This window comes from Aeromonas fluvialis (assembly GCF_000819885.1).
Lineage (GTDB): Bacteria > Pseudomonadota > Gammaproteobacteria > Enterobacterales > Aeromonadaceae > Aeromonas > Aeromonas fluvialis.
Genome location: NZ_CDBO01000011.1, coordinates 239726 through 254870, shown reverse-complemented (window position 1 = coordinate 254870; position 15145 = coordinate 239726). Strand labels below are relative to the sequence as shown.

At 58.0% G+C, this 15145-nt stretch carries 12 protein-coding genes; 6 read left to right on the top strand and 6 right to left on the bottom strand.

Translation table 11 applies throughout. The features are described from left to right. The first annotated feature begins 175 nt into the window (after positions 1-175). The 6 genes from BN1125_RS03330 (at position 176) to BN1125_RS03305 (ending at position 8341) form a co-directional block, all read left to right on the top strand. Positions 176-2458 carry a hypothetical protein gene (locus BN1125_RS03330; RefSeq protein ID WP_042010662.1) on the top strand — a complete coding sequence of 761 codons (2283 nt, stop codon included), beginning with the start codon at positions 176-178 and terminating at the stop codon, positions 2456-2458. An 82-nt stretch (positions 2459-2540) separates the two neighbouring features. Further along, positions 2541-4142, top strand: coding sequence for a GGDEF domain-containing protein (locus BN1125_RS03325; protein WP_042010661.1), 1602 nt, complete (start codon positions 2541-2543; stop codon positions 4140-4142). Between the two features lie 148 nt (positions 4143-4290). After that, a complete protein-coding gene (gene ppnN / locus BN1125_RS03320) occupies positions 4291-5646 on the top strand; it encodes a nucleotide 5'-monophosphate nucleosidase PpnN (RefSeq protein ID WP_042010660.1) in 1356 nt (451 codons plus the stop codon). A gap of 151 nt (positions 5647-5797) precedes the next feature. Next, complete coding sequence (gene xni, locus BN1125_RS03315) at positions 5798-6598, top strand: flap endonuclease Xni (protein WP_042010659.1); 801 nt, start codon at positions 5798-5800, stop codon at positions 6596-6598. Positions 6599-6757: 159 nt separating this feature from the next. Further along, entirely contained in the window at positions 6758-7765 is a 1008-nt protein-coding gene (locus BN1125_RS03310) for an isocitrate dehydrogenase (protein ID WP_042010658.1), read from the top strand. 117 nt (positions 7766-7882) lie between these two features. Beyond that, entirely contained in the window at positions 7883-8341 is a 459-nt protein-coding gene (locus tag BN1125_RS03305) for a hypothetical protein (protein ID WP_042010657.1), read from the top strand. A gap of 82 nt (positions 8342-8423) precedes the next feature. Here the strand turns inward: BN1125_RS03305 and rlmM are convergent, their stop codons facing one another. The 6 genes from rlmM to dinB all read right to left on the bottom strand — a co-directional run bounded on the left by rlmM (position 8424) and on the right by dinB (position 15038). Further along, entirely contained in the window at positions 8424-9518 is a 1095-nt protein-coding gene (gene rlmM / locus BN1125_RS03300; protein WP_042010656.1) for a 23S rRNA (cytidine(2498)-2'-O)-methyltransferase RlmM, read from the bottom strand. Then, positions 9511-9897, bottom strand: coding sequence for a DUF423 domain-containing protein (locus BN1125_RS03295; RefSeq protein WP_042010655.1), 387 nt, complete (start codon positions 9895-9897; stop codon positions 9511-9513). The genes rlmM and BN1125_RS03295 overlap by 8 nt, the downstream gene beginning before the upstream one ends. Before the next feature lie 51 nt (positions 9898-9948). Then, entirely contained in the window at positions 9949-10578 is a 630-nt protein-coding gene (locus BN1125_RS03290; RefSeq protein ID WP_042010654.1) for an alpha/beta family hydrolase, read from the bottom strand. Further along, positions 10571-11491, bottom strand: coding sequence for a transcriptional regulator GcvA (locus tag BN1125_RS03285; protein ID WP_042010653.1), 921 nt, complete (start codon positions 11489-11491; stop codon positions 10571-10573). The genes BN1125_RS03290 and BN1125_RS03285 overlap by 8 nt, the downstream gene beginning before the upstream one ends. Before the next feature lie 283 nt (positions 11492-11774). Beyond that, positions 11775-13916 carry a methyl-accepting chemotaxis protein gene (locus BN1125_RS03280; protein ID WP_042010652.1) on the bottom strand — a complete coding sequence of 714 codons (2142 nt, stop codon included), beginning with the start codon at positions 13914-13916 and terminating at the stop codon, positions 11775-11777. A 66-nt stretch (positions 13917-13982) separates the two neighbouring features. Further along, on the bottom strand, positions 13983-15038 hold the full coding sequence (dinB, locus tag BN1125_RS03275; protein WP_042010651.1) for a DNA polymerase IV: 1056 nt from the start codon (positions 15036-15038) through the stop codon (positions 13983-13985). Between the last annotated feature and the right edge of the window lie 107 nt (positions 15039-15145).

Here is a 15145-nt window from a genome sequence, read left to right as displayed (position 1 = left end):
CAAGTATTGAAGAGGGGCGGCCCGGTATCACATCAGAGCACCCGGCTATCTCTTCCCTGCAGGGGCCGCGGTGCACTTGGCTACAGAGGAGCCTGAGTCCCCCCCTCAGTAAACGCTGGACTCGCAGGGGTGGGCTTGGATAACATGCCAACACCGCTGCGCAGTCCTTAATCCAATGAATCAACTGTTTTTTCTGGCCATGATGATGTCCTCCCTGTCAGCTCCGAATCTGGATCTGGACAAGGTGCAACTCTCCATCGATCTGCAACAAGCGCAATCGATGGTACTGACCGATCCTGCCAGATGCGTCCAGATCACCACCGCCTTCCTGACGCGCGCAGCCAATACCCCTCAGCAAATCATCAGTAATCGCCAGGAGTTCGGTTATCGCGAGCCCATCCTGAGTTACAGCACGGTGGCCCAAAACATAGGCGCCTATCTGCTCAAAGGAGAGTGTCTGCTGCAACTGGGCCAATATCAGGCCACCCAGCAAGCACTCGACAAGGCGATGGCGCTGGCAGACAAAGAGCGGCAACCGGAACTCAAGGCCCACGGCCTCTATCTCAAGGTCCGCAGTCAGGCCCTCAAACCTGATAACCAGAGCACCAGCCGCGCCCTGATGGATCAACTGGACGAGCAGCTGGCCATCCCCATTCTCAAGCAGAGCCAGCTGCAGATTTATAGCCGCCTGCAACGCACCAGCTTCGACATCGAGAACCAGCACTTCGATGATGCCAAGGCCCATCTGGCAGATGCTCGGATCTGGGCTGCCAAGACCCCCAATCCCCTCGCCAGTGCCTGGGTCAGCGCCATCAGCGGCGACCTCTATCGTGTGCTGCAGCAACCCCAGCTGGCGCTGGGTGAATATATCGATGCCCAGCAGCAGGCCAAACATCTCAACAACCCGCTCTTTCTCGGCCTGCTCTCTAACCAGATAGTCAAACTCTACCAGCAGGAGCAGGAGCCCCAGAAAGCGCTGCAATATGCCAATGAAGCGGCCAACTATTTTCACTCCATCGGCAATCCGTCTCTGCTCTGCGACTCGCTTATCGTGCTGGCCCGGCTCAATCGCTATCAGGGCGACCTCAATATGGCGCTGGTCTACTTCTTCAATGCGCTGGACTTGCTCGATGAGGGGAGCAGCCGACCACAAGCCTCTCTGCTCAAGTACGAGATCGGCAAAACCTATCTGCAGAGCGGTAACCTGTCGCTGGCCGGCAACTACCTCAATGCCGCCCGTCAGTCTCATGAGCTGAGCGATGCCAAAGAGCCGTTGATCGATACCCTGCTGTTGCTCGGCGAGCTCTATCTGAAGAAGCAGGAGGCTGCCATCGCCATCCTGCAGTTGGAAAATGCCCGGGAGTTGGCCAATCAGGTCGGTGACACGCGCCGTCAGTACGAAGTATTCCGCCTGTTGTCGCTTGCCTATGAACAGAAGGGATACCTGCACCAGGCCCTCGACAGTTACAAGCGCTTCCATCGTTTGGGGGAAGAGATCCGCCAGCAGGAAATGGATCAGGAGCAGGCAGCAATCCGCGACAACTATGTCCATGTCGAGCGGGTACAGCACATCAAGGAGCTGGAACAACAGCTTAACAACAGCCTGCACCAGCAGGAGCGTTACCTCTGGTCAAGCATCACCACCAGCCTGCTGCTGGCACTCTTTATCTACCTCTTCTTCACTCTCTGGCTCAAATTGCGTACCGCCCGCCTGCAACTGAAACGCACTGACGAGGCCCTGCTGATCGAACCCCGTTCCGGACTTGCCAACTGGCAGCGGCTGATGAATCGCTGGCCACGGGAGATGGCAAAACGCCAGCTGAAATCGGATCGCTGGTATCTGAGCGAAGTTCCCACCAGCGAATTTGATGACAAGCTGCACTATCTGTTGTTCAAGGTGCCCTTTATGGTCAACACCCTCGAGCGCCACGGCTATCAGGTCAGCCGTGAAATCGAGCAGGCGTTCGGCTCCTATATGGTGACCCTGACCCCGCAAGATGGCCGCATCTATGATCTGCGGGAGGGGCACATGCTCTACGTCGTGCCACAGCGCCACGTGACCGACCTGCACCAACTGGCAGGGGATCTGCTGACCGCTATCGCCGCCTTCCCTTGCCAGTATCCGCTGGATCGCCAGATAAGCTTGGGGATTGTCAGCCACCCCTTCCTGCCCAAGGCGGCAACCGCACTCGATCACAATGGCCTGTTCGACCTCTGCTATCTCGCCTTGTCGGGAGCCATTCAACTCAGTGAAAAATACCGGCAAAACGCCTGGCTGGAGCTCGCCGCCATCGATTGCCAACAAGCCGCATTTTTTAATGGGGATGTGTGGCAATGCGGCCTGATGGCAATTGACAAAGGGCTGGTAAAAGTGAATTCTTCTCATGAAAAGCAATGGGTTAACTGGCCCAGCCTTGCAAGGACGCAAACCGCTGATGACCAGCCGACAACAAATTGATAACAGACAACGCTCAACCTCGGGTTCGGCCACTGTTGCTATCCAACACCAAAAACAATAATGACAACAGGGCGACCTGATAATGAATGACATCGCTGCCGTAGCAGGACAATTGGCCAGGCTCAGGGAATCCCTCCAGCAAAAACAGCTGGAGCTTGACGGCGTTCTCTCCTTTTCCGATGCAGAGCGTGCCCGTGGCATCCAGTTTATCAACAAGCTGATGCTCTCCTGCCGCGGCTTCGATCGCGAGCTCGACAATCGCTGCGCCAAGCTCAAGCAGAAACTGGATAGCAATCCTGCCTTGACCTCCCTGGAGGCCGATCTGCTCGCCATCGAGAAGTTGCTGCAGCAGCACAGCAATGCCATCGAAGAGTCGATGACGCTGACACAGGCCGCCATCGATCTGGGCTCAAAGCAGCTGAAAACCATCAAGGGCTTCCCGGAGGAGACCCGCAAGTCCCTCAAGGAATTTCTGGCCAGTCCCGCCGGTTACGGCATTGCCGATCACCAGAAGAAGGTGATCAAGCTGCTGGAGTTCTATCAGCAGGCGATCAAGATCCAGCTGCTGCCAAGCCGGCCACTGCAAGGCGCTTCCCCTCCCCAGCAGCAAGAGAGTGAGCCCCGGCCTGATGTCGAACCGTTTGCCCCCAAAGATCATGCGCGTATCGCAGACGAGCTGCAGCGACTCATCACCGAACTCGATTTCGCCGGCTCAATTGGCGAGGGCCTCGGGGATATCCGCCGTCAACTGCTGATCGGCATCAATCCAGCCATGCTGGCAGAGACCTGTATGCTGGTTATCGAGCTCATCATCGAGGGCACTCGTGAGGAGCGTAAAGCCTCCCGCGCCTTCCTCAGCTCCCTCAACGAGAGCCTGTCAGCGGTGCATGTCGGGTTTACCGAATCCCTCGACGAAGGGCGCGCGCTGCAAAACGAAACCCGTGAAACCCGCGAAGCCCTGGTCTGTGAACTGCAGGCCATCGATCACTCCCTGGCCAGCCATAACTCCATCGATGCACTCAAGAGCGCCATCTCCGGCCATATGGGGGCCATTAATCTGCTGCTGCAAGAGCGCGAAAGTACTGCAGCGCGGGAGCGTCACCTGCTCACCCACCTCTCTATCATGGAGGCCAAGCTGCGGTTGATGAAAGAGGAGACAGGAGAATACAAGAAGCGGCTGACTATTCAGAAACACAAGCTGTTCCTCGACAGCCTGACCCAGGTACACAACCGAGCCGCCCTCGACGAAAGGCTGGAGCAGGAGTACAAACGTTGGCTTCGCTACCGCACTCCGCTCTGTATGGCGATCATCGACATCGATCACTTCAAGAACATCAATGACAACTATGGCCACATGGCCGGCGACAAGGCGTTGAAAGTGGTCGCCAAGGCGCTGCAAAGCGCCCTGCGTGACACCGACTTCATCGCCCGTTTCGGCGGGGAAGAGTTCGTGGTGCTGCTGCCCAACATCAACCCGGACAAGTGCCAGACGCCGCTGGAGACCCTGCGCCAGACCATCAAGAGCATCCCGTTCCGTTTTCGCGATGCCAAGGTGGAGATCACCATCTCCATTGGCGCTACCCTGTTTAAGGAGGGGGACAGCCCTTCCGATGTGTTCGAACGGGCCGACAAGGCGCTCTACCACTCCAAGAACGCAGGTCGGGATCAAGTGACACTGGCCTGAGTGGTGACTAAAAAAACAGCGAACAGTCGTCTCCCTATTTCCCTCCCCCCTCTGTTACCACTACTATCGATCTCAGGGGATGCAACATGGCGTCCCCTTTTCTCCCCAGGGAAAAACACAACGATAACAAATGAGTTAAGGGGAACCTATGATTACGCACATCAATCCCGTAGGCAGCATGGATTTGCTGTCACAACTCGAGGTGGATCGCCTCAAGCAGACTGCCTCCAGCGATATCTATCAACTGTTTCGCAACTGCTCGCTGGCAGTGCTCAATTCCGGCAGCCATACCGACAGCTCCAAGGAGATCCTGGAGCGCTTCAAGTCATTCGACATTCATGTGATCCGGCGCGAGCGCGGGGTCAAGCTGGAACTGTTCAACGCCCCCGAGCACGCCTTTGTCGATGGCGAGATCATTCGCGGCATTCAGGAGCACCTCTTCTCGGTGCTGCGCGACATTCTCTATGTCTCCAACCAGCTCGAGTCGAACCGGCTGGTCAACCTCACCAATTCGACCCATATCTCCAACGTGGTGTTCGCCATCCTGCGCAACGCCAAGGTGATCCAACCCGGTGCCGACCCCAACCTGATTGTCTGCTGGGGTGGCCACTCCATCAACGAGATCGAGTACCAGTACACCCGCGCCGTGGGCAGCGAACTGGGCTTGCGTGAGCTGAACATCTGTACCGGTTGCGGCCCGGGCGCCATGGAGGGCCCGATGAAGGGGGCCGCCGTCGGCCATGCCAAACAGCGGGTAAGAAATGGTCGTTACATCGGCCTGACCGAACCCTCCATCATCGCCGCAGAACCGCCCAACCCCATCGTCAACGAGCTGGTGATCCTGCCGGATATCGAGAAGCGACTGGAAGCCTTCGTGCGTCTGGGCCACGGCATCATCATCTTCCCGGGCGGTGTCGGCACCGCCGAAGAGCTGCTCTATCTGCTCGGCATCATGATGCATCCGGCCAACGAACGCCAGCCGATGCCGATCATTCTGACCGGCCCGAAAGAGAGTGCAGACTACTTCCGTGCCATCGATGACTTCATCAAGGCGACCCTCGGTGAACCGGCGACCAAGCTCTACCGGATCATTGTCGGCGATGCGCCGGAAGTGGCTCGGGTGATGAAAGAAGCGATGCCAAAAATCCGCGAATACCGCAAATCGGTCGGCGATGCTTACTCCTTCAACTGGTCCCTCAAGATCGAGCCGGAGTTCCAGCTCCCCTTCGAGCCGGATCACGCCAGCATGGCCAGTCTGGATCTGCACCGCAACCAGCCGCCGCAGCTACTGGCTGCCAACCTGCGCCGCGCCTTCTCCGGCATCGTCGCCGGTAACGTCAAGGAAGGGGGCATTCGCGCCATCGAGAAGAAAGGCCCCTTCAAGCTGCACGGCGACAAGGAGCTGATGCACCTGATGGACAAGCTGCTGGAAAGCTTCGTCAAGCAGCAGCGGATGAAGCTGCCTGGCAGCCAATATGTGCCCTGCTACGAAATCGCCCACTAGGGTAGAGATAGCAACCTCATCGACAGAGGGGCGCATCAGCGCCCCTCTTTATTCGCTTTCTTTGTTGACTCAGCCCTCCCCGAATACCACCAATCCCCCATCAGGCGAGTGGTTTGTTACAATGGGGCGTCCCGACCGCCAAGAGTGCCCCATGTCAACTATCCGGCCACACCTGCTCATCATCGATGCCCTCAACCTCATTCGCCGTCTGCACGCGGTACAGGCCCAGCAGGCTCTGACCCCTGCCCAGGCACTGGTCGCCACCCGTGCCAATCTGATCAATACCTGCCGCAAGCTGCTGACCAATAGCGAGCCGACCCATGTCATCGCGGTCTTTGACGGCGAGGTGCACAGCTGGCGCAAAGAGATCTATCCGGCCTACAAGGAGGGGCGAACGCCCATGCCCCCCGAACTGCGTGAAGGGCTGGCGACCCTGCAAGATGCCTTCTGGGAGTGTGGTGTCGATGCCCTGCTCTCCGACACCGATGAAGCGGATGATCTGATCGCAACCCTCGCCAGCGGCATCGCCAGCCACGGCCATCAGGCGACCATCATCTCTACCGACAAGGGTTTCTGCCAGCTTATCTGCCCGCAGATCCGGGTGCGCGACTACTTCAACAAGCGTTGGCTGGATGCGGCCTTCGTCCAGCAGCAATATGGGGTAGCCCCCGCGCAACTGGTCGACTTCTGGGCCCTGACCGGTATCAGCGGTTCCAATATCAAGGGGGTACCGGGGATCGGCCCCAAGACCGCCACCCAGCTGTTGCAGCAGTACGGCAATCTGACGACCATGCTCGAGGCTTGCCAGCAAGAGGGGGCAGCCAAGCCCCTGCTCAAGCTGCACCAACATCAGGATGAGGCCCTAATGGCCCGACGGCTGGTACGCTTGCAGCAGGATATTCCACTGGGATTCAACCTGCGGGAGATCCGTTATCCGCCCCAGCCGGACTAAATGGCCGAACAAAAATGCAGGCAAGGGCATGAACCATGACGAGACTCACCCCAGCTGTTGATAAAAATGAGTAAAATGTGAAGGAATGTGGTGGGTTTGCTGAGCAAATGCTATAAAGCAGCCCCATCCTCCCCTGTACTCTGGAAGTGGAATCCTCTCATGTCCAAAAGAAAAATTACCGTGATCCCCGGTGACGGCATCGGCCCCAGCATCATCGAATCAGCCATCCAGATCCTGACCCATGCGGGCTGTGACTTTGAATACGAATACGCTGATGCGGGTTTGGCTGCCCTTGAGAAGCATGGTGAGCTGCTGCCCCAGGCCACCCTGGATCTCATAGAGAAGAACAAGGTGAGTCTGAAAGGACCATTGACTACACCGGTCGGTGGCGGTTTTACCTCCATCAACGTCTCCCTGCGCAAGAAGTTTCACCTCTACGCCAACGTGCGTCCGGTCATCTCCTTCAAGGGTACCCGAAGCCGCTACGACAACATCGACATCATCACAGTGCGTGAAAATACCGAAGGGATGTACTCGGGTGCAGGTCAGAAACGCAGCGATGACAACAAGAGCGCCGAGGCGATGAGCATCATCACCCGCGAAGGGGCCGAGCGTATCGTCAAGTTTGCCTTCGAGCTGGCCCGTCAGGAAGGGCGCAAGAAGGTCACCATCATCCACAAGGCCAACATCCTCAAGTCGACCTCAGGCCTGTTTCTGGAGGTGGCTCGTGACGTAGCCAGCCGTTATCCGGATATCCAGAGCGAGGAGATGATCGTCGATGCCGCCTGCATGAACCTGGTGATGTATCCGGAGCGTTTCGATGTGATGGTCACCACCAATCTCTTTGGCGATATCCTCTCGGATCTCTGTGCCGGCCTGGTCGGCGGGCTGGGCATGGCGCCAGGTGCCAACATCGGCGATGGCGCGGCCATCTTCGAAGCGGTACATGGCTCTGCGCCAGACATCGCAGGCAAGAACATTGCCAACCCGACCTCGGTGATCCTCGCCGCCATCCAGATGCTGGAGTACCTCGGCATGCAGGATAAAGCCGAGCGGATCCGCGAAGCGGTGCGTGCCACCATTGAATCCGGTGATCGGGTCACCCGGGATCTGGGGGGCACGGCTTCCACCAACGAGTTCACCCAGGCGATCATCGAACGGCTGTGATTTAATTTATTGATTTTAAAAGGGAGCTTCGGCTCCCTTTTTTATGTTTACGATTACTTTGCCACTCCCCGGACAGCAACTATGTTCAATAGAGAAGAAGAACAGGGAGTGTTTTTCATGAAGGGATACTGGTGCTATCTGGTTTCGGGTCTGCTACTGGTTTGGAGCACTGCCAGTGCCTTCGAACAGGCTCAATCAACCCACACCGCCAGACTGCCGCAGCAGGAAAAACGGACGGCCAGCGAGGTCTGGCGCTCAAGCCTGGATACCAACGCTCTGCTCAAGGCGCCCAAGCCCTTGTCTTTCGGCATAGAGGTGACCACCGACAATTTTGGCAACCAGAAGCTCACCTCCTATCAACAACTCAATCTTACCCCGGAAAAAAGAGTCAGTCTGTCGGTCGATCGCTTCAGACCCAAGGTCAAGTTCAAGGCTGGCGGTATGAACACCGCCCTCAGACTGAGAGGAGACGGAATAAAATTGCAGTTTAATCCGGTCGATAAAACCATCCCGCTGCAGATCGAGATCAAAGTGACCGACGACGAATCTTCCCTGCGCCTCGACTACCGTTTCTGAGATTTTCCGGCAGCCGGATAGCAAAAGGCCGACAGGTTTCCCTGTCGGCCTTGGTATTTATCGTGCAGTCTTAACGCTTACGTCACGCTTTGGGCTCGAGTTTGGAGACCCAGAACTTGTTGTAAACATGCACCGTGATCTCTTCCCGATCGTGATAGAGCTGCTTGGCCTGAATAACGAACGCCTTGTCGATCTCCTTGAGCATCTCGCGCAAGACCTCGATATTGTGCACCGACTCGGCATACCGTTTCTTCATCGGCAGCTTGAGGTTGAACATCGCCTCCTGGCAGTCACCTTCACGGAACCAGTCCGCAATCATGTGAACGACCCGCGCCGGTTTATCGACCATGTCACACACCAGCCAGTAGGTATTCTTCTTGCTCGGACGCCAGACGAAACCGTCATCCCGGATATGCTTGACCTGACCGGTGTCCATCAGGGATTGGGCCATCATGCCGTTGTCGACCGCCGTCACCATCATGCCACGACGCACCAGCTGATAAGTCCAGCCCCCCGGGCAAGCCCCCAGATCCACCGCCTTCATGCCTGAGCAGAGACGCACATCCCACTCTTCCCGCGGCACGAACACGTAAAACGCCTCCTCCAGCTTGAGGCTGGAGCGGCTCGGCGCATCGGCCGGGAAGCGCAGGCGCGGGATCCCCATGTGGAATCCGGAGTTGTTGAACGAATAGGAGTAGCCCAGCAACACGTGATCATTGGCCATAAAGAAGGCGTGGAACACCGGACGGTTTGGCGTCTCCTTCTTGGTCAGGATCTCGTTGCTGCGCAGCGCCTGACGCAGCGGCACGGTGAACTTGCGGCAGAAGGCCGACAGCTCTTTCGCTTCGTTGGTATCCGCGGTCTCGACCCGCAGATCGCCGCAAATAGTGTAGTCACTGACCGCCTCGAGGATGGGGGTGATCCTGTCCGCGACATCCAGCGCCTTCAGCTCGTGGGTCACCACCAGCATCTGACGGATGAAGATGAGCTCCCGGAACGGCAACTTGCGCGCCAGCAGATCCGCCTGCTCCTCGTCATACAGTTCGAAGATCACATAACCGCTGTCGTCCTTGACCCGGGCGAAACCGTAGCACTGCATGTTACCGGCACGCTCGGTGATCTCTGCAGCCGCCTCTTTCTCAAAACCGGGGCGGCAATAAAGCAGCAGATTATTCATTTTTTCCTCCAAGACGACAGCCAGCCCAGATCAGGGCCGCCCATCCCAACATAAAACAGAGGCCACCGGCCGGGGTAATGAGCCCCAGCCCCTTGCTGCCAAGCAGCACCATGGCGTAAATACTGCCGGAAAATCCGATGATCCCCAGCACAAATGCGCTGCCAGCGAAGGTGATCACCTTGCTGCGCACACCACACCAGCCCAGAACCAGCAGGGCCAATGCGTGAAAAAACTGATATTGCACGGCGGTATTGAATGCCGCCAGACGCGCGGGCGTCATGCCGGTCGCCGCCAAGCCATGGGCGCCATACGCCCCCAGCATGGTAGCCGTCAGCCCGAAGAGACCGGCCAGTATCAGCCAATGTCGATGGATCTGCATCCTCACTCCCCCTCTCTCATTAAGGCTGGCAAGAAGGCCAGTCCACGCTTGCTATCCGTGCCGGGCGACAAAATGGCTGATGGCCGCCGCCGCATGCTGCATATTCTCCTGCTCACTCATGCCACTGGCTTTACGCGGTTTGAAACCATGATCACCATCGGTCAACCAATGGACCGATACGGCGGGTGAGAAGGGGAAATCGGCCAGTTCGGCGCGACGCCCGAAGGTATCGCGCTCCCCCTGCAACAGCAGGGTTGGCACTGCAATATGCTTGAGTACCTCGCCTCGCCAACTGTCGGGCTTGGCCGGAGGGTGGAAAGGATACCCGAGAATGAGCAATCCTGCAGCATTCATCTCACCCTCGCCTTCACGATACAGTTCTGCGGCCATCCGCCCGCCCATCGACTTGCCCGCCAGAAACAGCCGTGGATGGGCAAACTCGCGGATCATCTCGTGCCAATGGGCGAGCAGCACAGGCGCCCTGTCAGGCGGGCGGCGCTTGCCATCCTGTGCCCGCCTTGTCATGTAGGGAAAGTTGAAGCGCACCACTTCGATATCCGGCCCGGCCAGCAAGCGTGACAGCTCGGCCAGAAAGGGGTGTTCCATCCCTGCACCCGCACCGTGGGCCAGCAAAATGCGCACGGGGGCATCTGCTGCCCCCTCGCGGATCACATCAGGCATCGGCGAGCCTTGCCCTGCGACGTGCCTCCTCCTGCTCCACCAGCTCCAGCATCCAGTCGCGGAAAGCAACGATCTTGCCCTGATCCGACTGCTGCTCCTGACACACCAGATAGAAGGCGTTTTTGCTCACCAGTACCTGCTCGAACGGGCAGATAAGGCGACCGGCCTCAATCTCGGGTTGCGCCAGTACGCTATGGCCGAGCGCCACCCCCTGACCGTGGATCGCCGCCTGGATCACCATGGTGGAGTGGCTGAAGATGGGCCCCTGATTGACGTTGGGGGCATCGATATCGAGCTGACGGAACCAGGCCTTCCAGTCGCGGCGGGAGGTATCGTGCAGCAGGGTATGGTGCGTCAGATCCTGCGGCGTGCGCAGTGGCTTGGGCCCGGTCAGCAGCAAGGGGGAACAGACGGGAATCAGGTATTCGGTATGCAACTTGTCACTACGCAGACTGGGCCAGTTGCCGCGCCCGTAATAGATGGCCACATCCACATCGTCGGTCAGCGACCCTTCGTCAAGATCGACCGCCTTGATCCGCACATCGATATCGGGGTGACGCTCGCTGAACTTGACCAGCCGCGGTACCAGCCACTGGATGGCAAAACTCGGTTGCAGACTGACAGTCAACGCTCCCTTGGCACTGCGGGCCAGCAGCTTGTCGGTCGCCTCCGAGATGGAAGCAAAGATATCCTTGATATCGAGGAAGTAACCCTGCCCCTCTTCCGTCAGCAGCAGGGAGCGGTTTTTACGGCGGAACAGCTTGATGCCAAGATACTCTTCCAGCGCCTTGATCTGGTGGCTGATGGCAGCCTGAGTGACAAACAGCTCTTCTGCTGCACGAGTAAAGCTTAAGTGACGGGCCGCAGCTTCAAACGCCTTGAGGGCATTGAGCGGTGGTAAACGACGAGACATGACACCAGCCGACGATGAGTTTTTCTAATGGAGCGCATTATAATTTGTCGGTTGCGGGCCGACCAGTGAATAAACATAATTCGCCCAGCAATAAGTCGTCATATGGCTCACATTTTCTACTACATGTTGGTTTGCATGTGTTTTTCGTGGGCCTTTCGACTGTGATTGTGGTGTTGTGTTTCTTCCTCTGCGGGAAGAGGGGCTCAAATCTCACGGTTTGATCCTGTCTGTCATCTGAATGTGTTTGGCGCCTCCAGCTGGATGGCGCCTTTTTTCATCCTTGCTATACCTTGAACTGCCCTACCAGTTGCTGCTGTTTATCCGCCAGCGCCGACAGCTCACGACCATTTTCGGCGGAAGTTGCCGCTTCGGCCCGTATGGTATGGCTCACATCGCGAATGTTGCTGACATTGCGGTTGATCTCGTCCGCTACCCGGCTCTGCTCCTGTGCCGCCCGGGCAATCTGCTCGTTCATCTGATGGATGGTTGAGACAGACTGGATGATCTGCTCCAGCACCTGTACCGAGAGATCCACCTTGGCAAGGGTCTCATCAGCCTGGTCATGACCGTCGCGGATCGCCTTGACCACGGCGCCGGTACCGGATTGCAGCTGGCTGATCAGGTTCTGGATCTCGACTATGGCATTCTGGGTACTGCCTGCCAGATTGCGTACCTCATCGGCAACCACGGCAAAACCTCGCCCCTGTTCACCGGCACGCGCCGCTTCGATAGCCGCATTGAGCGCCAACAGGTTGGTCTGCTCGGCAATCCCCTGGATCACGATGAGGATGTCATTGATGTTGCCGCTGTTAGCCGAGAGATGCTCGGCAACCGGCTGGGCATCGTTGATGATGGTCATCAGCTTGCGCATCGCTTCCTGGGTATCGGCCACCACATACTTGCCCTCTTGCGCCGCGGCATCCGTCGTATTGGCTGCGGCCACGGCAGCGCTGGCATTGCCCGACACCTGCATCGCCGTGGCGCTCAGCTCCTCAAATGCCGTCGCCACCAAATCGATCTCCTGATACTGGGCCTGCATGCCACGACTGGTGCGTTCGGCCACCTGCGCTGCACCTTCGGCACTGTTGCGGGTGCCGGAGACGGTATCAATCACCTGGCTGATAGTAGATTGCAGCTTGTTGAGGAAGCTGTTGAACCAGGTGGCCAGCTCACCTATTTCATCCTGTCGCTGGATCTCGATGCGCTGGGTCAAATCCCCTTCACCACTGGCAATGTCCTTGAGACGGGCAACCACGGCCCGGATAGGCGCAACGATCCGGCGCGCCATCAGCCAGATAAAGCTCAGGGCCAGTAGCGAGATCAAGACCCCGATAAACAGTTGCGAGACCACGCTGCGGCTGGCCTCGCTGGCCAGTTCATCCTGTAGCTGCTGGGCCGAAGCCAGCACCACGGCTCTTGGCAATTCAATGTAAATGCCCCATTTGTGTTCAGTGCCTCGCATGGAGACAGGGACAAAGGTCTGCAACAGGGAGCCGTCACTGCTCCAGCGCGTCAGCTCTTTACCCTGAGCCTGCCACCCTTGCAGGTCACCAGCCAGTGCCTGATGGGTTTGAGCAAGTTTCTCACCCGGCGTCACAACAAACTCGTCCGCGCCAGCCACACGCCCATCGTGGCTCACCAACAATATCTTTCCCTTGCCGTCATAGAGCGCCTTGTCCATGGCGGAGACCAGATTCTGCAAGGTGGTCAGAGAGATGTCGACACCCACCATCCCCAGTAAGTTCCCTTGCTCCAGCAAGGGCACAGTCACCGAGGTCATCAATACCTTGTTGTCGCCCACTTCATCGAGATAAGGCTCCAGCAGACAGAGGGCTCGGGTGCGAATGCTGCAGCGATACCATTCGTTTTCAACCCCACCGGCAGCGGTCTGGCTATCGTCAGCCAGCGTATCCTCACTCTGCACCTCGGGCACCAGTTGGCCATTGTCATAAGCCCAATAGCTGGAGAAGCGCCCTTTATCATTTGAGCCCAGCTCCGTAGAGCCCTGATAATTGCTGTCCTCCCCATCCAGCTGATCGGGCTCAAATACCGCATAGACGCCGAGCAGGTTGGTGGAAGAGGCCGCCGCATCGTGCAATTGCTGATTGATAGCCCCGCGCAGCGCCTCCGAATGGACAAAGTTCTCGGCCGCATTTTTGCGCTGGAACAACACGCTCTCCGCCAGCAAGCTCGCCCGGAAATAGGCCTCATCGAGATAGCTGGTCACCTTGGCCGCCTGCTCCGAGCCCATCGCCTTCATCCAGTGTTCAGCCGACTGCTGCGCCTCGTGCATGGTGGCTTGCCGCACCTGCTGCTGCATCTTGTTCGCGTTGTAAATCGAAGAGGCAACCAGGGCGGCCGCTGTCACCAACAGACAGCAACCGGCGATCAGGGTGATCCGACCCTGGACAGAAAGAGCGCTCATGCCAATATTCCTACGTCATACAGAGATGAATTGATTATCGACTTTATAAACAAAAACTTAACTCTGTCACAGCAAATCCAGCGAGAGTTGATTAACTTCCCCCTCTTTTGGTAAACCCACCACCAATCCCAGCAGGCGAACCGAGCGCCCTTGCGCCCGCTGCAGCCCCTCCTTAAGCAGGGGGGCAAACAAGGCGGGCTGATATCCCCCCTGACTGCGATAGACGGTGGTCTGATGGAAGTCGGCAAACTTGAGCTTGATTCCCTGGCCCATCACCTGCTCGGCAGGACACGCCAGCTGAAATCGCCGCTCCAGCTCCGGCAACAGTTGTTGCAATATTGTCAGGCAGGCCTCTTCGTCACAGAGATCGCTCGCCAAGGTGGTTTCCACCCCGATAGTTTTGCGGATCCGGTGCGCCTGTACCGGCTGCTCATCCACTCCCCAGATCCGGGTCGTCAGCATCTCCCCCAGCTTGCCAAAACGACTGCAAAGTTCTTGTGCCGACAAGGCCCGCGCATCCTCGCAGGTGTAGAGCCCCTGCGCCTCCAGCCGCTCGGCGGTCTTGCGCCCCACCCCGGGCAGTTTGCCAAGGGGCAACGGGCAGACAAATTCGGCCACCTCGTCGGGACGAATGACAAACAGGCCATCCGGTTTGCGCTGCTCCGAGGCGAGCTTGGCGAGAAACTTGTTGGGCGCCACACCGGCCGAGGCGGTCAATCCCAGTTCGGTGACGATGGCTTGCCGGATCTCTTGCGCCATCAAGGTGGCGCTGCCGCCACAACAGCGACTATGGGTGACATCCAGGTAAGCTTCATCCAGCGACAGCGGTTCCACCAGATCGGTATAACGGCGGAAAATGGCCCTGAGCTGACGGGAGATATCCTTGTACACCGCCATCCGCCCCGGGATCAGTACCAGCGGTGGACAGAGTTTTTTCGCCAGCGCGCTCGGCATGGCGGAGCGTACCCCAAACCGGCGCGCCACATAGTTGCAGGTCGAGATGACGCCGCGCCGATCCGACGCGCCGCCGATGGCGAGCGGTACTTCGCGCAGCGCCGGGTTGTCCCGCATCTCCACCGCGGCAAAAAAGCAGTCCATGTCGATATGGATGATCTTGCGCATACCACTGTATAAATAAACAGACATGGCATCATCTTACCCCAAGGAAGGCAGCCACTCTATCTCTCTCGATGCGGCCAGAATGATAGACTCTAAGGAGACCCCAACCA